At 32.2% G+C, this 17998-nt stretch carries 16 protein-coding genes, 2 tRNA genes and 2 rRNA genes; 15 read left to right on the top strand and 5 right to left on the bottom strand.

Going from position 1 to position 17998, the window contains the following annotated elements:
* The first annotated feature begins 94 nt into the window (after positions 1-94).
* From BTM21_RS11460 to BTM21_RS11445, 4 genes are all read left to right on the top strand, one after another.
* Positions 95-2999 (top strand): 23S ribosomal RNA (locus BTM21_RS11460).
* Between the two features lie 113 nt (positions 3000-3112).
* Positions 3113-3229: ribosomal RNA gene (gene rrf, locus BTM21_RS11455) — 5S ribosomal RNA — on the top strand.
* Between the two features lie 5 nt (positions 3230-3234).
* Positions 3235-3310: transfer RNA gene (locus BTM21_RS11450), tRNA-Phe, on the top strand.
* 5 nt (positions 3311-3315) lie between these two features.
* A tRNA-Cys gene (locus tag BTM21_RS11445) sits at positions 3316-3389 on the top strand.
* 36 nt (positions 3390-3425) lie between these two features.
* Here the strand turns inward: BTM21_RS11445 and BTM21_RS11440 are convergent.
* Complete coding sequence (locus tag BTM21_RS11440; protein ID WP_021876894.1) at positions 3426-4358, bottom strand: S66 peptidase family protein; 933 nt, start codon at positions 4356-4358, stop codon at positions 3426-3428.
* A gap of 109 nt (positions 4359-4467) precedes the next feature.
* Positions 4468-5415, bottom strand: a complete 948-nt coding sequence (locus BTM21_RS11435) for a magnesium transporter CorA family protein (RefSeq protein ID WP_021876895.1) — start codon at positions 5413-5415, stop codon at positions 4468-4470.
* Positions 5416-5693: 278 nt separating this feature from the next.
* On the opposite strand from BTM21_RS11435, the gene BTM21_RS11430 reads away from it, so the two are divergent.
* Positions 5694-6206 carry a hypothetical protein gene (locus BTM21_RS11430; RefSeq protein WP_021876896.1) on the top strand — a complete coding sequence of 171 codons (513 nt, stop codon included), beginning with the start codon at positions 5694-5696 and terminating at the stop codon, positions 6204-6206.
* Positions 6207-6238: 32 nt separating this feature from the next.
* Here the strand turns inward: BTM21_RS11430 and BTM21_RS11425 are convergent, their stop codons facing one another.
* Together BTM21_RS11425 and BTM21_RS11420 are read right to left on the bottom strand one after the other, a co-directional pair.
* Entirely contained in the window at positions 6239-7390 is a 1152-nt protein-coding gene (locus BTM21_RS11425) for a zinc-binding metallopeptidase family protein (protein ID WP_079481035.1), read from the bottom strand.
* A 287-nt stretch (positions 7391-7677) separates the two neighbouring features.
* Entirely contained in the window at positions 7678-9117 is a 1440-nt protein-coding gene (locus BTM21_RS11420) for a DDE-type integrase/transposase/recombinase (protein ID WP_079481036.1), read from the bottom strand.
* Between the two features lie 178 nt (positions 9118-9295).
* Between BTM21_RS11420 and BTM21_RS11415 the strand changes: the two genes are divergently transcribed.
* The 7 genes from BTM21_RS11415 (at position 9296) to BTM21_RS11385 (ending at position 12948) form a co-directional block, all read left to right on the top strand.
* Complete coding sequence (locus BTM21_RS11415; RefSeq protein ID WP_021876898.1) at positions 9296-9508, top strand: sigma factor G inhibitor Gin; 213 nt, start codon at positions 9296-9298, stop codon at positions 9506-9508.
* A 22-nt stretch (positions 9509-9530) separates the two neighbouring features.
* Complete coding sequence (gene tmk / locus BTM21_RS11410; RefSeq protein WP_021876899.1) at positions 9531-10160, top strand: dTMP kinase; 630 nt, start codon at positions 9531-9533, stop codon at positions 10158-10160.
* A gap of 98 nt (positions 10161-10258) precedes the next feature.
* Positions 10259-10588, top strand: a complete 330-nt coding sequence (locus tag BTM21_RS11405; RefSeq protein ID WP_021876900.1) for a cyclic-di-AMP receptor — start codon at positions 10259-10261, stop codon at positions 10586-10588.
* A 17-nt stretch (positions 10589-10605) separates the two neighbouring features.
* On the top strand, positions 10606-11538 hold the full coding sequence (locus BTM21_RS11400; protein WP_021876901.1) for a DNA polymerase III subunit delta': 933 nt from the start codon (positions 10606-10608) through the stop codon (positions 11536-11538).
* Positions 11539-11540: 2 nt separating this feature from the next.
* On the top strand, positions 11541-12446 hold the full coding sequence (locus BTM21_RS11395; RefSeq protein WP_021876902.1) for a PSP1 domain-containing protein: 906 nt from the start codon (positions 11541-11543) through the stop codon (positions 12444-12446).
* An 11-nt stretch (positions 12447-12457) separates the two neighbouring features.
* On the top strand, positions 12458-12661 hold the full coding sequence (locus BTM21_RS11390) for a heavy-metal-associated domain-containing protein (RefSeq protein WP_021876903.1): 204 nt from the start codon (positions 12458-12460) through the stop codon (positions 12659-12661).
* Between the two features lie 116 nt (positions 12662-12777).
* Positions 12778-12948 carry a DUF362 domain-containing protein gene (locus BTM21_RS11385; RefSeq protein ID WP_021876904.1) on the top strand — a complete coding sequence of 57 codons (171 nt, stop codon included), beginning with the start codon at positions 12778-12780 and terminating at the stop codon, positions 12946-12948.
* A gap of 56 nt (positions 12949-13004) precedes the next feature.
* Here the strand turns inward: BTM21_RS11385 and BTM21_RS11380 are convergent, their stop codons facing one another.
* Entirely contained in the window at positions 13005-13637 is a 633-nt protein-coding gene (locus tag BTM21_RS11380) for an MBL fold metallo-hydrolase (protein WP_079481037.1), read from the bottom strand.
* A gap of 212 nt (positions 13638-13849) precedes the next feature.
* On the opposite strand from BTM21_RS11380, the gene BTM21_RS11375 reads away from it, so the two are divergent.
* From BTM21_RS11375 to trxB, 3 genes are all read left to right on the top strand, one after another.
* Positions 13850-14305 (top strand): CtsR family transcriptional regulator, encoded by a 456-nt coding sequence (locus BTM21_RS11375; RefSeq protein WP_021876906.1) that lies wholly within the window; start codon positions 13850-13852, stop codon positions 14303-14305.
* Positions 14306-14375: 70 nt separating this feature from the next.
* Positions 14376-16829, top strand: a complete 2454-nt coding sequence (locus BTM21_RS11370) for an ATP-dependent Clp protease ATP-binding subunit (RefSeq protein ID WP_079481038.1) — start codon at positions 14376-14378, stop codon at positions 16827-16829.
* 226 nt (positions 16830-17055) lie between these two features.
* The gene (trxB, locus tag BTM21_RS11365; RefSeq protein WP_021876908.1) at positions 17056-17997 is read left to right on the top strand and encodes a thioredoxin-disulfide reductase; all 942 of its coding nucleotides are present in this window, start codon (positions 17056-17058) and stop codon (positions 17995-17997) included.
* Position 17998: the final 1 nt, after the last annotated feature.

The following is a 17998-nucleotide window of genomic DNA, read 5'->3' as shown; positions in this document are numbered from 1 at the left end:
CTTTATTAACAAATGTTAATTGAGAAGTGACAACAAGCCAAGAAAAATATTCTTTGTGATATAAATTGACTCTTTGTAAAAAGAGAACCGTAAAGGTCAAGCTACAAAGGGCGCATGGTGAATGCCTTGGCATCAGGAGCCGATGAAGGACGTGATAAGCTGCGATAAGCTTCGGGTAGGCGCACATAGCCAGTGATCCGGAGATTTCCGAATGAGGGAACTCACATGGGAAACCCCATGTATCCTGTAATGAATAAATAGTTACAGGAAGGTAAACCTAGGGAACTGAAACATCTAAGTACCTAGAGGAAGAGAAAGAAAAATCGATTTTCTGAGTAGCGGCGAGCGAAAGGGAAAGAGCCCAAACCAGAGATTTATCTCTGGGGTTGCGGACAGAACATTAACGGGAAGTTATAATTAACTGAAAATAACTGGAAAGTTAGGCCATAGAGTGTAATAGCCACGTAGGTAAAAATTATAATAACTAAGTTCTGATCCAGAGTACCACGAGACACGTGAAACCTTGTGGGAAGCAGGGAGGACCACCTCCCAAGGCTAAATACTACCTGATGACCGATAGTGAAGCAGTACCGTGAGGGAAAGGTGAAAAGAACCCCGGGAGGGGAGTGAAATAGAACCTGAAACCGTGTGCCTACAACCGGTCAGAGCACCATATGAGTGTGATGACGTGCTTTTTGTAGAACGAGCCAACGAGTTACGGTATGTAGCAAGGTTAAGTACTTAAGGTACGGAGCCGAAGGGAAACCGAGTCTTAATAGGGCGACTAGTTGCATGCCGTAGACCCGAAACCGGGTGACCTATCCATGGCCAGGTTGAAGCGGGGGTAAAACCCCGTGGAGGACCGAACCACGTTGCTGTTGAAAAAGCATGGGATGAGCTGTGGATAGCGGAGAAATTCCAATCGAACTCGGAGATAGCTGGTTCTCCTCGAAATAGCTTTAGGGCTAGCGTCGGATATGAGTAATGGAGGTAGAGCACTGAATGGGCTAGGGGGCGTATCGCTTACCGAACCTTATCAAACTCCGAATGCCATATACTATTAGTCCGGCAGTCAGACTACGAATGATAAGATCCGTGGTCAAAAGGGAAAAAGCCCAGATCGTCAGCTAAGGTCCCAAAGTGTAAGTTAAGTGGAAAAGGATGTGGGATTTCTAAGACAACTAGGATGTTGGCTTAGAAGCAGCCACTCATTGAAAGAGTGCGTAATAGCTCACTAGTCGAGAGATCCTGCGCCGAAAATGTCCGGGGCTCAAACTTACCACCGAAGCTACGGGCTCATCGTAAGATGAGCGGTAGAGGAGCGTCGTAATCGGGCTGAAGTCGTACCGTAAGGAGCGGTGGACTGATTACGAGTGAGAATGTTGGCATTAGTAGCGAGATGTGAGTGAGAATCTCACAGGTCGAAAATCTAAGGTTTCCTGGGGAAGGCTCGTCCGCCCAGGGTTAGTCGGGACCTAAGCCGAGGCCGATAGGCGTAGGCGATGGACAATCGGTTGATATTCCGATACCACTACAATCGTTATTATCGATGGTGTGACGGAGAAGGATAGGATGTGCTAGCGATTGGAAATGCTAGTCTAAGCGTTTAGGGAGTTGAAACAGGCAAATCCGTTTCAACAATTCTGAGGCGTGATGGGGAAGGCCAAAAGGCTGAAGTATCTGATTCCATGCTTCCAAGAAAAGCATCTAGAGAGAGAAGTAGTGCCCGTACCGCAAACCGACACAGGTAGATGAGGAGAGAATCCTAAGACCAGCGGAAGAATTGCAGTTAAGGAACTAGGCAAATTGACCCCGTAAGTTAGCGAGAAGGGGTGCCTACGAGAGTAGGCCGCAGAGAATAGGCCCAAGCAACTGTTTAGCAAAAACACAGGTCTCTGCTAAAGCGCAAGCTGATGTATAGGGGCTGACGCCTGCCCGGTGCTGGAAGGTTAAGGGGAACACTTAGCGCAAGCGAAGGTGTGAACTTAAGCCCCAGTAAACGGCGGCCGTAACTATAACGGTCCTAAGGTAGCGAAATTCCTTGTCAGGTAAGTTCTGACCCGCACGAATGGCGTAATGACTTGGGCACTGTCTCAACTGCAAATCCGGCGAAGTTGTAGTGCGAGTGAAGATGCTCGCTACCCGCGATTGGACGGAAAGACCCCGTAGAGCTTTACTGTAGCTTAGCATTGAATTCCGATATTGTCTGTACAGGATAGGTGGGAGACTGGGAAACTAGGGCGTCAGCCTTGGTGGAGTCATCCTTGGGATACCACCCTGACAGTATTGGGGTTCTAACCGGACGCCATGAATCTGGTGACGGGACATTGTTAGGTGGGCAGTTTGACTGGGGCGGTCGCCTCCTAAAAAGTAACGGAGGCGCCCAAAGGTTTCCTCAGAACGGTCGGAAATCGTTCGAAGAGTGCAAAGGCAGAAGGGAGCCTGACTGCGACACCCACAAGTGGAGCAGGGACGAAAGTCGGGCTTAGTGATCCGGTGGTACCTCGTGGGAGGGCCATCGCTCAACGGATAAAAGCTACCTCGGGGATAACAGGCTGATCTCCCCCAAGAGTCCACATCGACGGGGAGGTTTGGCACCTCGATGTCGGCTCGTCGCATCCTGGGGCTGTAGTAGGTCCCAAGGGTTGGGCTGTTCGCCCATTAAAGCGGCACGCGAGCTGGGTTCAGAACGTCGTGAGACAGTTCGGTCCCTATCCGTCGCGGGCGTAGGAAATTTGAGAGGAGCTGTCCTTAGTACGAGAGGACCGGGATGGACTGACCTCTGGTGCACCAGTTGTTCTGCCAAGAGCATGGCTGGGTAGCTAAGTCGGGAAGGGATAAACGCTGAAAGCATCTAAGCGTGAAGCCCCCCTCAAGATGAGATTTCCCATAGCATAAGCTAGTAAGACCCCTTGAAGAACACAAGGTTGATAGGTCAGAGGTGTAAGTGTGGTAACATATTTAGCTGACTGATACTAATAGGTCGAGGGCTTGACCAATAACGAAATGGCAAAAATTCATGTGCAATTTTCAGAGAACATCTCTGAAAAGGTAACTTAGCTATGCTAAGTGCTTTACACCAACCAAATCATAGATTTGGGGTGACAATGCATCTGGTGATGATGGCGTAGAGGAAACACTCCTTCCCATTCCGAACAGGAAAGTTAAGCTCTACAGCGTCGATGGTACTGCATGGGAGACTGTGTGGGAGAGTAGAACGTTGCCAGGTAATGTGGCTCGATAGCTCAGTCGGTAGAGCAGAGGACTGAAAATCCTCGTGTCCCTGGTTCGATTCCTGGTCGAGCCACCAGGTATGGCGCTATAGCCAAGTGGTAAGGCAGAGGTCTGCAAAACCTTTATCCCCGGTTCAAATCCGGGTGGCGCCTCCAAAAAACCTACAAGTTTTACTTGTAGGTTTTTTTACTTTATTTAGAATTTTTAAATATATTATCAGAGATATATAGCAAATCATTTTTATAGTTAAATGTTAATTTAGCTCCAATAGGTAATGTTATATTTGGATAACTATGTCCAGTTGGAAAACCATTTATTATCGGAATTTTTAATGGGGATAATTTTTGAGCGATAATATTAGAAATATCGAAACTATTAGATGTTTTAGAAGAAATACAATCTGTAAAATGTCCTAAAATAATGCCAGAACAATTTTTAAATTTACCAGATGAGATAAGTTGAGAGAGCATTCTATCTACTGCATAAGGTTTTTCACTAACCTCTTCAATTAATACAATTGAATTTTTAAAGTTAATTTCATAAGGTGTCCCAATAGAAGAGCAGATAAGGCTAAGATTACCTCCAACAAGTTTCCCATGAAAGCTATCTTTATTAATATAGCTTATAGTATTTTTACCAATAGTTTTTAAGTTATAAAAAGGTATATTATAATTAGTTAATGTATTAATAAAATAAGTTTGCGTAAGTTGATCTTTTAAATTAGATGTTATCATTGGACTATGGAACGTAGTAAAGTTACATCTATTCGATATATAATTAAGAAGTAACGTTATATCACTATAGCCACAGAATGGCTTAGGGTTTTGTTTGATTTTTTTAAAGTCTAGATAAGGAATCATTCTTATAGAACCATAGCCACCTCTTAAACATACAATAGCATCTACAGTACTATCAGTAAACATATCAATTATATCCTTCGCTCTATCTTCATCCGTACCAGCTAAATAACCGTATTTATCATAAATATGCTTTCCTTTTTTTATATTAAAACCTAATTCTTCAAATTCTAATATTTTAGAATCTATAATATTAGAATCTTCACAAGAGGCAGGAGCTACTATCCCTATAGTAGAAGAGGAAGATAGAGGGTTTAATTTTATCAATATAAATTCACCTACTTTTAAATATTAATATTAAAATATACTATAAAAAATAAAAAGCTATTACTTAAAATAATAACTTTTTATTATAAAACTTATATATGAAATTAATTTAACTAAACATTCCTTTTTTATATAGGATAAATGCTGTAATTGCAGTTAAGAATGCTGTTATTATCATAGTGATATTAAATCCAGCAGGATTTTTTAATAAAGGCATTTCAACGAAGTTCATCCCAAATATACCACCAATTACAGTAGGAATTGCCATTAATATTGTAACAGAGGCTAGAATTTTCATTACTATATTTAGATTATTTGAAATAACAGATGCAAAAAAGTCCATTGTACTAGCAAGAATGTTACTATATATTTCAGTCATTTCTATTGCTTGTTTATTTTCAATAATAACATCTTCTAACACATCTTTATCATCTTCATATTTTTGCATTATTTCTAGTTTAAGCATTTTTTCTAAGGTTATTTCATTAGCTTTTAATGATGTAGAAAAATAAACTAAAGATTTCTCTAAAGAATGAAGTTGAATTAATTCTCTATTTTTCATAGATTTATGAAGTCTTTTTTCTATCATTAAACTCTTTTTATCTATTTGTCTAAGATAAAGTAAGTAATATGTTGATATTTTATTTAATACCTGTAATATAAATCTAGATTTTTTAAAAGAATAAAAAGACTTAACTTTACCGTTTATAAAATCAGTTAGTATTCTACTATTTTTCAAACAAACAGTTATTATTTGTTTTTCAGTATGTATTATAGCTAAAGGATACGTATCATAAGTAAGTGAGTTATCTTCCATTTCTGTAAAAGGAATATCGACTACTACTAAGACACATCCATCTTCAATATCTATACGAGATGTTTCTTCGTCATCTAAAGGCGCCTTTAAAAATGAAAGTGGTACTCCTGTTTTTTTTGATATTAATATTAATTCTTCATCTGAAGGAGCGATAATATTAATCCAACAGCCTTGTTCTAAATTATCCAATATTTTTAGTGAAGGATCTTGCTCACTTTTACTTTTATAAATTTGAATCATTTTATATAACACCTCCGAAACAATTATACTATTAAAAAGAAAATTATAATAGGAGAAAATAAGTAATAAGAGGTATGTAAGCGTATAAATAAGAGATACTTAAAGCTATAATTAGGAAAAGGCTATATTCTCTTAAAAACTAATATTAAACTTATAATAATTGCAAATATGAGTATTAATGAAGGAATTTTGATGTGGATAAAAGTGAAAATAATTAGTATAATCACAATATTGTTTTATAAATTAAGAGATAATGCATTTATGGGGGATTTTTTGATATGATGCATAGAGAGGTTATTGCACGAAGAAAGGTTTCTGTAATTTCTGTTTCGATAGTACTTATTACGGTTATGTTATATATATCAGAGGCTGTAAAAATTATAGGATTAGATAATCACTTTTTAGGTTATTTAATACACGGGTTTTTATTATTGCTTACTACAATTATTTTATTAAAAGAGTTAGGAACCTGGAGTTTAGCTTATAAACATTCGATAATAGCAGGAAAACTAATAATAAATAAAATAAGTACCAGAGAGGAAAAAAACTTAGAAAGCATAAAGATTCAGGATATATTATACATAGGTAAAAAAAATGAAATTCCTAAAGAGTATTCTTCAATCAGAAATTCTAAAAAATATTTATGCAATAGAATTGGTAGTGAAATTTATTGTTGTATTTACAAAAGTGGAAATAAAATAAAAAAGTTTAATTTCCAGCCAAGCAATTTATTTATTGAAAGAATAATAAAGCATGGTAGTTTAAGTTGTAAATTATCTAAGACAGTTTAATATTATAAAAAAATAGGCTTCCAAACGGAAGCCTATTTTTTATAGAATTCATCTTTAACTTCACATAGAAGATTTTGATTTTGTATAATATCTAATCCTGTAAAAGCAAGTGCTTGAGCAGCCTTTAAACTTTGTTCTAATGCGTATTCAGTAATTGTTGCATTAGCAAATTCTTTTGAACCATATTTTATAGTAGTATCCTCAATTATAGATATATAAGGATGAATACACGGTAATGTTTTACTAACAATACCTAAGCTTAGACCAGAATAAACATCTCTAGGTTCAGATATATTTATTATCCCATTTTCTTTAAGATTATGACTAAATAGCCTATTTAAGGTTCTGTTAGTAATAAGTTCTTCGTTCTCAGGTTCATATAAGGATATAGAGTATTGAACTCTTATTAACTTGGAAACATATATGGCTATTTCTCTTAATTTATTTTCAGCTATTTTAGCTGTATCCATATCTTTAGCTCTTATGTAAAATTGAGCTTCTGATTCTGAAGGTAAAAGAAGTGGAGTAAAACCACCTTGAGATAAGATAGAATTTACTTCTACATCTTCAGGAAATCCTTTTAATAGTGCATTTAAAATATTAAATGTTAGAAGTACTCCATCTAATGAAGTGTACTTACCTTTATTAAGAAAGCTCAATCCATTATCACTTATAAATTTAATACTTAAAGGTATTATTGCAGAAGAACTTCCACTTTCAGAAGTAACAATATCAGGATGTGCTAATAGAACTACATCAATATCTGCAAAAACTCCTTGTTTTACCATAACGGATTTAGTGCCACCTAGATACTCACCAGGACAACCTATAACAACAACGGTTCCACCAATTTTATCAATAACCTTACCAAGTGCTATAGCAGCAGCTATAGAAGTTGAAGATAGTAAGTTATGTCCTGTTATATGTCCTTCTCCAGGAATTGCATCATATTCACATAGAAAGCAAACCTTAGGATGCCCATTTCCTTTAGTAGCATAAAAAGAAGTAGATAAATCTAAAAAGTTATTTTTTACTTCAAAATCGTATTTGAGTAATAAGTCAGATATATACTTACAACCTTTAGTTTCATTGTAGCTATCTTCAGGATTATCATATAGATACTTACACAGGTCAAAAATGTCATTACGACATGTAGACAAATAAGAAATCATCTCTTGTTTCATAGTTTATTCCTCCCAAATTATTTTCAATATTAGTTTCCCTTAAAAACCAAATAATATTTATTAACTTTATAGTTCCCCAAAAGTATAAAATTCATTACATATGGTCAGAATTAAGATAATAAAAAAAGATAGTGTAAAGTTTCGTATGAAAAAATAGCTTATGGCTAATTTGGAATAATAGTTAAAAATATCTTTATAATATCTAAGAAAATTTTAAAATTGAATATGCTAAAAAGACCTTCGGTAACGGAGGCAAAAACTTAATCAATATTTGATTTTATGATTTATCAAGAAGTTTGTGATTCTTGCATATGTAATATGGTTTGTTGACCGAGACTGATAAGAATTTGCCACTTTGCAGACATATTGTCAATACCATCTAGTTGCTTTAATTCGTTTAAAGGACGCCAGTAATTGTAAGGATGCGGGCGTAAGAAGTTGTAATAAGCAACCCAAAGGGAGAAGCCATAAAGAGCACCTTCATCACTTCCATAACCACAGGTACCCCTGTAGGAAGATTTAAAGGTACGGTTTAAACGCTCTACAACTTGCTTAACCCAACGAAATTCTTCAGATACTGGATCATCGTTAGTAAGTCCGATAACTTGAGTTAGATTAAATTCTTTATTTTTTTCTAATTCAAATTGTTGCTTCGCTAACGGATATGAACTGTAACCATCGGCAACGAAGTTTAAAGCTTTTCCAGGGAAGTCTTTAAACTTATCAAAAGCCATACGCATTGCTAGTATACAAGGGCCAGTATCTCTTGTATCAGATACTTGATAACCTAGAATAGACCTTTTACAAGCATCCATTACAATCCAGACATAATGCTTAATGCCTTTTACTTTTATATAAGTTTCATCGGCAGAAAGTATTTTAGAGGGTTTGTAATCAAAGGTATCAACAAACGGCTTAATAACAGCAGCTGCTGTTAGAGCATAATTAGCAACAGTTCTATGTGAAATTTTTATTCCATGAACTTCTTTTAAAACATGAGCTGTTTGTCTTGTAGACATTTTACAATTAACGTGATAAGTCAAGCATAGTCCCATTATATGCGGGCTAAACTTCTTAAAACTAAATCCGGTAGCATGTTTTGATATTGGATATAGATCCATTTTAAAGAAGTTAATATTAAATTCACGATATATGTAATGAAGCTTATACTTGTATTTATCACAAGGATCAATATTCTTTGGAAGATTCTTAAGATTTCTTTGATAGTATAAGCATTTAGAATTATTGCATTTATGTATTTTAAAGTGCTTGCGTTGCTTTTGTTCCGTAAGCGTAGCACCGCAATAAGGACATATAAATACTATTGGTTTAGTTGTGTGATTAGTTTCTTTAAATGTAAGACCACAAACTTTACATTGAAACTGTCCTTTACTGCCATTGTTATCGTATATATATTCATGTGGTGCACCACACTTAGGACATTTAGTTTTTTTAGGGATAGACTTCCCGTTCCGTCTTTGGACGGGTTTTACGGTCTTGTTATATTTATGTTTGTAATAAGCTAAAAGTAATATATAGTCTACCTTTTCAAATCTAATAATTGTGGGTAGCTTATCTACTTTGAATTTTTGGTATTCTGGACTATTAGAATCATCAAATATCATCTGGTTAAGTGGAATATGTTTTGAGATGAATAAAAGTAATTGACCGATAATGGCAATTAAATATTGATTATAAGTAATTAAATAAGTTATAATTGAATCCATAATAACGACATCCTTTCATGTGTGATTTTGTTTGGTTAGAGATTCAATTTTAACATGAAATTAGGGGGTCGTTATTTTTTTATACAAAAAAACTGGCGAAACCTTGATATATAAAGATTTAAAAAGAAAAGTAGTGTAAAAAACTTTACACTAACTAAAAAAATAAGAGGGTGGGTTTATGAAAATAAAATTTAAAGGTATTCAAATACATGAAAGTGAAAAAGTATGTTTTATATGTAGAAATCAACAGGAAGATGGTATAATTGTAGGAAAGAGCTTAATCTGTAAAAGTTGTCAGGACAAAATAGTAAATACTAATATAGATAATAAACAGTATGACTTTTATAAGGACAAGATTAAAAAAGCTTTATTTAGTAATTATAATTTATAAATTTAAATATTAAGGAGCAACAATGGAAAAAGGTAAGTTTATAGTATTTGAAGGTGGAGATGGATCAGGCAAGAGTACTGTTCTAGAAATGGTATATAACCATTTAAAAGAAAGAGGAATAGATTGTATTAAGACTAGAGAACCCGGTGGTATTAAAATATCAGAAGATATTAGATCTATTATATTAGACACTAAAAATACTGAAATGGATGGAAGAACAGAGGCATTATTATATGCAGCAGCTAGAAGACAACATTTAGTTGAGAAGGTTATAGTAGCTTTAAATGAAGGTAAAGTAGTTTTATGTGATAGATTTATTTATTCATCATTAGCTTATCAAGGCTATGCAAGAGGCTTAGGAATTGATGATGTTTTTGAAATAAATAAGTTTGCAATTGGAGAGTATATGCCTGATTTAACAATATTATTTGATATAACTCCAGAAGTAGGCTTAGAAAGAATAAATAAAAATTCAACAAGAGAAATTAATAGATTAGATTTAGAAAAAATAGATTTTCATCACAAAGTTAGAGATGGTTATGAGATCTTATATCAAAATAATAAAGAAAAAATCATAAAAATAAATGCAGAAAAAACATTAGAAGAAGTCTTTGAAGAAGTCAAAAATGTAGTTTTAAATAGGGTACTATAAAATATTTTATCATAATATAAAATTTAATTAAATTCTATAGGATTTATGATAAAATATTCTTAGGAGATTTAATTTTTAATTAAAGGGGAGGAGTCTTTATGAAATTAGTAATAGCAATTGTACAAGACGATGATGCGTTAGATCTAGTAGATGCAATAACAGAAGCTGGATTTAGAGTTACAAAGTTAGCTACTACAGGAGGATTCTTAAAGTCTGGAAATACTACTTTAATGATTGGTGTGGAAAAAGAAAAAGTACAAAAGGTTATAGAGGTTGTAGAAGATATTTGTAGAACTAGAAAGCAAATGATAGCAACTCCAACACCTATATCAGGTAATGCAGATATGTATATGTCATATCCGATAGAAGTACAAGTTGGGGGAGCAACGGTTTTTGTAGTAGATGTTGATCAGTTTGTTAAAATATAAAATTATGGAGGCGTGCAATGAGAGAATTTATAGGACATGATAGAATAATTAGTAGCTTTAAAAAGCGAGCTGATACAGGCAACTTATCTCATGCACACCTTATTGTAGGGGAAGACGGAATAGGTAAAAGCAATTTAGCTAGAATATTTGCTCTTAAAATTTTAAATAAAGAAGAGTACAAGGACTATGTTGACATAATAAATTATAGACCTAAGAAGGCGTCATTTGGGGTAGATGAGGTAAGAGAGATTATTGATGAAGTTAGTAAAAAGCCTTTTGAAGGAGATAAGAAGGTAATAATTATCCACGAAGGAAATAAACTAACGACACAAGCTCAAAATGCATTGTTAAAGACCATAGAGGAACCACCAATTGGAGTTTTTATTATACTTCTTTGTGAAAGCTTAGAACTAATATTAGATACTATAAAATCAAGATGCCAAATATATAAATTAACACCTATATCTAAAAGTGAATTAGTAGAGTATATAAAATTTATAAAAGATGATATAAGTGAAGAAGAACTTTTAGCTAGTATTGCTTATAGTGAGGGAATACCAGGAAAGGCAGAAAGATTTTTAACGGATACAAGATTGAAAGAATTGAGAGAATTAATATTAGACTTGCTTAAATCGTTATCTAAAAATGATGGGGAAGTTTTATTAAGTTTTGAAGAAAAGATATTAGAGTATAAGGATAATAAAGAGGAAATATTAAACATTTTAGCCTCCTTTATAAGAGATCTAATGGTTTATAAAGAAGTTTATGATTATAGTGTAATAATAAATGGGGATAAAATAGAGGAGCTACAACAACTAGCTATAGATATGTCTTATAGAAAGTTGAATAGCTTATTGGATAAAATAAGAGAAGCAAGAGTTAATTTAATGAGTAATTCTAATTTTGCTATAACCATAAGAGTAATGCTTATAGGTTTTATGGAGGTTTAAATATGATAAAAGTTGTGGGAGTAAGATTTAAAAAGGCAGGAAAGATATATTACTTTGATCCAAAGGATTTAGATATTAAAAAAGGTAATTATTTAGTTGTTGAAACAGCAAGAGGTATTGAGTTTGGCGAGTGTGTAATTGGCTTGAAGGAAATACCAGAGACTGACATAGTAGCACCTTTGAAGAGTGTTATAAGAATTGCTGAGCAAGAAGATGTTGATAAACATAAGAGTAATAAAATCAAAGAAAAAGATGCTCTAGAAATATGTCTTAAAAAGATTGAAGAGCATGGATTAAATATGAAGTTAATAGATGTAGAATACACTTTTGATAATAACAAAGTAATATTTTACTTTACAGCAGACGGAAGAGTTGATTTTAGGGAATTAGTAAAGGATTTAGCAACTATATTCAAAACAAGAATAGAGCTTAGACAAATAGGGGTAAGAGATGAAGCTAAAATGTTAGGTGGATTAGGACCTTGTGGTAGACCTATGTGTTGTTCTTCATTCTTAGGAGATTTTGCTTCAGTATCTATAAAAATGGCAAAAGAACAAAACCTATCTTTAAATCCTACTAAAATATCAGGGATTTGCGGAAGACTTATGTGTTGTTTAAATTATGAGCAAAGCACTTATGAAGATATAAGAAAGAGATTGCCTAAAGTTGGATCAATCGTTGAAATGTCTGAAGGGCAAGGTGAAGTTATAAGTAATAATATTGTTAAAGAGAGTGTTAAGGTTAAATATAAGAGAGTAGATGAAGAAGTAATAGAAGAGTTTAAGATAGAAGATGTAACTATTATAAAGGGAAGTTATGAGGATTCTATAGACGAATCAGATATTAAACTTGAAATAGAATTACCAGAAGATAAAAATTTAATTAAAAATCTTATAAAGGACAATTAGGAGGAATAGAAGTGAAATCTTCATTAAAAGTTTATAATCTTAATACACAAAATGATATTATAGCTATAAGAGAAGCTATAAGCAGTAATGAAGGAATAATTGCCTGTGAAGTTAGCGTATCTAAAAAAGAAGTTAGTATTGTATATGATGATAGAGTTGTAAAGCTAGATAACATAATAAATTCTTTAGAAAATTCAGGATATGATGTAGAGTAAAGGATAAAAGGACTGGTAAATCCTATAAGGATATACTTTTTAACCCTTTTAAAATTGAAATCATTGTGCTAAAATAAAGAAGAAATAAATTTCATATTAATTAGGAGGTGCTAATTATGGCATTCGTAATTCAAGATTCATGTGTAAACTGTGGTGCATGCGCTGCAGAATGTCCAGTTAATGCTATAAGCCAAGGAGATACTCAATTCGTTATAGATGCAGATACTTGCATAGATTGCGGAAACTGTGCAAATGTTTGTCCAGTTGGAGCTCCAGTTCAAGAGTAATGTACATGAGAAGAACCGTCTTTTATATGACGGTTCTTTTATTTTGTAAATAAATATCATTCAAGTAATAGAACTGTATTACTGTTTTTAAAATCTAAAGAGTTAGTTTGAATAGAAGTACTATTACATTTTTTTACACATTTCATATGAGATAAGAATTTATGCGGACCATCTAAGTAAGCATAATCATATAAATTTCTATAGTACATAGGAATTATATACTTTGAATTAATAGATGTGGCTAACTTAGCAGCATCTATACCATTTAAAGAAAAATGACCTCCTATAGGAATAAATAAAAAATCTAAATTTTGCAATTTAGAAACAAAATTAATATTTAGGGTATGCCCAAGAGTACCTAAATGACAAAGTCTAAAGCCATCTATTTCAAAAATATAAATTATATTTTCACCTCTTTTAGCCCCCATTATATTATCTTTAAAGGAACTATAACTATTTAAAGATAAATATTCATTACAAAAAGAAGAAATGCTATTTATTATAGTACATTCTTTCTGAATGTAGGGCTCGATATTTTGATATATATCTGGACTATTTAAAGTAATTATATCAACTTTAAAATCATATTTTTTAATACTGGCACCTATTTGCATAGGATCTATTAATATTCTTTTGCCAATTGAATTTTTTATAATAAAGGTGGTACCACCAAACCATTGAATTTCCATAGTAAGCTCCTTTCTTAAAGTTAATATTATTAGTGTTTGAAAAATATGTTTAAATAATTCCAAAAGATTAATTATTTTAGGGTAATTTAGTAAAAGTGGATTATATTAATATATATTGATTGCAATGATACCAAATGGACATAATAAAGGTATTAATATATAATTAAAGTCAAAGAAAGTCAAAATTAAATTAGGTTTAAAAAGGTGAAAAGATGGCAAGAATTTCAGATACAATAGAAAAATTTATAAAGAATATGATAAATGAGCAAGAAGAGAATCAAGTGTTAATTCAAAGAAACGAATTAGCAGATAAATTTTGTTGTGCACCTTCCCAAATAAACTATGTATTAACTACTAGATTTACTTATGAAAAAGGGTATTTAATCGAAAGTAGAAGAGGCGGAGGAGGTTATATTGTTATTACAAAAGTAACTTATGACAATAAAGAACGTAGATTAGATATAATAAACAATTCTATAGGTAGTAGTATCACATATAATGGTGCAATTTCAATATTAGATCACTTAAGAGAATCAAGATCCATTACGGATAATGAATATGAAATAATGAAAATATCATTAAATGACAGAACATTAACATCTGTATTAGATAAAAATAGAGTAAGAGCAGATATATTAAAAGGAATGATAACGGTAATTTTATCATAAATTCTAGATATAAATGTGTTTACTTTATGAGGGGTTAAAAAATATAAAATTAGGGTATGGAGGTATATATATGATTTTTGGGAGGTTTACGGAAAGGGCACATATAGTGTTAGTAGAAGCTCAAAAAGAATCACACTATTTTAAACATGGTTATATAGGAACAGAGCATATTCTTGTTGGGTTACTCAAAGAGGGTGGATATGCAAGAGAAATTTTATACTCTGCAGGAATAACAGTAGAAAAGGTAAAAAAGGTAATAGAAGATTATTTAGGGTTTGGTGATGATGATATCTCTGTAGGAGAGATGCTATTAACTCCTAGAGCAAAAAGATTATTTGATGATAGCTTAATAAAAGCTAGAAATTTTAACCATAATGCAATAAGTCCAGAACATATACTGTTAGCTTTAATAGAAGATGTAGAGAGTGTTGCACATACTACATTATCTAATTATAAAGTTGAATTTAAAGATTTAGAGCAAAAGTTAAATAAGTATCTATTAGGAAGTGATATTATAGATGAAAGTTTAACTGAAAAAATGGACACTAAACCTAAAAAGAAATCAGTTAAAACTCCAATGTTAAATCAATATGGGATAGACTTAACATTAATGGCTAAAGAGTCAAAATTAGATCCTGTGATAGGGAGAGATAACGAAAATCAAAGAGTTTTAGAAATCTTATGTAGAAGAATAAAAAATAATCCATGTTTAATAGGTGAGCCAGGGGTTGGTAAAACAGCTGTAGTTGAAGGGTTAGCACAAAGAATAGTTAATGGAAATATTCCAGAAATATTAAAAAATAAATCATTGATATCTTTAGATTTAACATCCATGATAGCAGGGGCTAAATATAGAGGAGAATTTGAGGATAGACTTAAAAAGGTAATGGAAGAAATAAAAAGTAGAGAAGATGTAATTATATTTATAGATGAGATTCATACCATAGTAGGAGCAGGTGGAGCAGAAGGAGCTATTGATGCAGCAAATATACTTAAACCAGCATTAGCAAGGGGCGAAATAAAATGTATAGGAGCAACAACAATAGAAGAATATAGAAAATATATAGAAAAAGATTCAGCATTAGAAAGAAGATTTCAACCTGTAAATATAGGAGAACCTTCAAAAAATGAAACTTTAGAAATATTAAAAGGACTTAAAGATAAATACGAAGCGCATCATAGGGTAGAAATTACAGAAGAAGCAATAGAGGCAGCTGTTAAGCTTTCAGATAGATATATAACAGATAGATTTATGCCTGATAAAGCAATTGATTTAATTGATGAAGCAGCAGCTAAAGTAAGAATAGAAAATTTAATAGCACCACCAAGTATAAAAGATATAGAACTTAAAATAGAAGATATAGAAAGAGAAAAAGAAGAAGCAATAAGAGGTCAAGATTTTGAGAAGGCTGCAAGCTTAAGAGATAAAGAAAATGAACTTAAACAAGAGTGTATAACCTTAAGAGATGATTGGAAACATCAAAATTACAACAATAAGTATGTAGTAACACCAGATAATATAGCAAATGTAGTATCATTATGGACTCAAATACCATTAGAAAAATTAACTCAAAAAGAATCCCAAAGACTTTTAAAATTAGAAGATATTCTTCATAAAAGAGTTATAGGTCAAAAGGAAGCAGTAAGAGCAGTATCAAAGGCTGTAAAGAGAGCGAGAGTAGGGTTAAAAGATCCTAACAGACCAATAGGTAGCTTTATTTTCTGTGGTCCAACAGGTGTAGGAAAAACAGAATTATCAAATGCTTTAGCAGAAGCTATGTTTGGAAGTGAAAAAAATCTAGTTAGAATAGATATGTCTGAGTATATGGAAAAGCATGCAGTAGCAAGATTAATAGGGTCACCTCCAGGATATGTTGGATATGATGAAGGTGGACAATTAACAGAAGCAGTAAGAAGAAATCCATACTCTGTAATATTATTAGATGAAATAGAAAAAGCCCATCCAGATGTGTTTAATATATTACTTCAAATTATGGAGGATGGAAGATTAACAGATGGAAAAGGAAAGGTAATAAACTTTAAAAATACAATAATAATTATGACATCTAATATTGGAGCACATACAATAAAAAAACAAAAAACAGTAGGTTTTGAAACAGAAAAAAATAATACAGAAACAGATTATGAAAAAATGAAACAAAATATTATGGAAGAAATAAAAAGAGAGTTTAAGCCAGAATTTATAAATAGAATAGATGATATTATAGTTTTTCATCAACTAGATACATCAAATATATTACAAATAGTAAATATTATGCTAAATAATACCATAACACGATTAAAAGAAAGAAAGATAACAATAAACTTAGATGATGATAGTAAAAAATTCTTAGCTAACAAAGGTGTAGATATAAGTTATGGAGCAAGACCGTTAAGAAGAATAATAACAAAAGAATTAGAAGATAAATTAAGTGAAGAAATGTTAAAGGGATATATAAAAGGTGGAGATCAGCTAGAAGTATATTGTGATGGAGCATCATTATGCTTTAAGCATATTTCATAATGAATAAATTAAGAGTGAGCCGTAATTAGTATAATTAGGGCTCATTTTTATATATCAAAATAATAATAGATATTAAACTTGGTAATAATATAGTAGTATCTTAGTAGATTTATTTAACAAATAAAAGTAAATAATAAAAATTATTATTTAAAATCAGTTGAAAAAATAAAAAAATATATGTATAATACAATCATTAATCATACCCCGTGGGGGTAAGGAGGTTAAAATGGATAAAGAGATAAAATTCAAAGAATTAATTATAATTGGTGGAGGTCCAGCGGGATTAACTTCAGCCATATATGCTACTAGAGCTAAAATTGATATGTTATTACTAGAAGATAAAATACTAGGTGGACAGGTAAGAAACAGTTATACAATAGAAAATTATCCTGGATTTAAGAAAATTTCAGGAACTGAATTATCAGATTTAATGCAACAACAAGCAGAAGAGCTTGGAGCTGAAATAGATGAGTTTGATGTTATTGAAAAGGTTGATTTTAGTGAAGATGAAAAAATAATAGAAACTGGAGATTATATATATAAAACTAAGGCTGTAATAATTGCAACTGGTGCTAGCCCTAAAAAGTTACCAATAAGCAATGAAAGTAAATTTGCAGGAAAAGGGATTCATTACTGTGCAGTATGTGATGGAGCTATGTATCAAGATAAAATTGTAGCAGTTGTAGGTGGAGGAAATTCAGCCTTAGAAGAGGCTATATTTCTAACTAAATTTGCAAAGAAAGTAATTATGATAAGAAGACATAATTATTTTAATGGTGAAAAAGCTATAATAGATGAAGTTGAAAACAATCCTAAAATAGAAATTATGTATAACTATGATTTAGTTGATGCATATGGAGAAGATTTTTTACAAAAGGTAAAGATTAAAAATACTAAAAATAAAGAGACAAAAGAGCTTGATATAGATGCTATTTTTGGATTTATTGGTACAGAACCTAAAACAGATATGTTTAAAGAATATATAAAAACTACATCAAATGGATATATTATAACAGACGAAAATATGAAGACTAATGTAAGTGGAGTATATGCAGCAGGTGATGTTAGAGATAAACAATTTAGACAGATAACAACAGCTGTAGCAGATGGTACAATAGCTGCTTTAAGCACAGAAAAATATATTGTAGAGAAAAGGAAGGGATTATAAA

It is taken from the genome of Clostridium chauvoei (assembly GCF_002327185.1).
Taxonomy (GTDB): Bacteria; Bacillota; Clostridia; order Clostridiales; family Clostridiaceae; genus Clostridium; species Clostridium chauvoei.
Note: the sequence above shows the minus strand (reverse complement) of the source record. Positions and strands in the feature narration are given on the sequence as shown.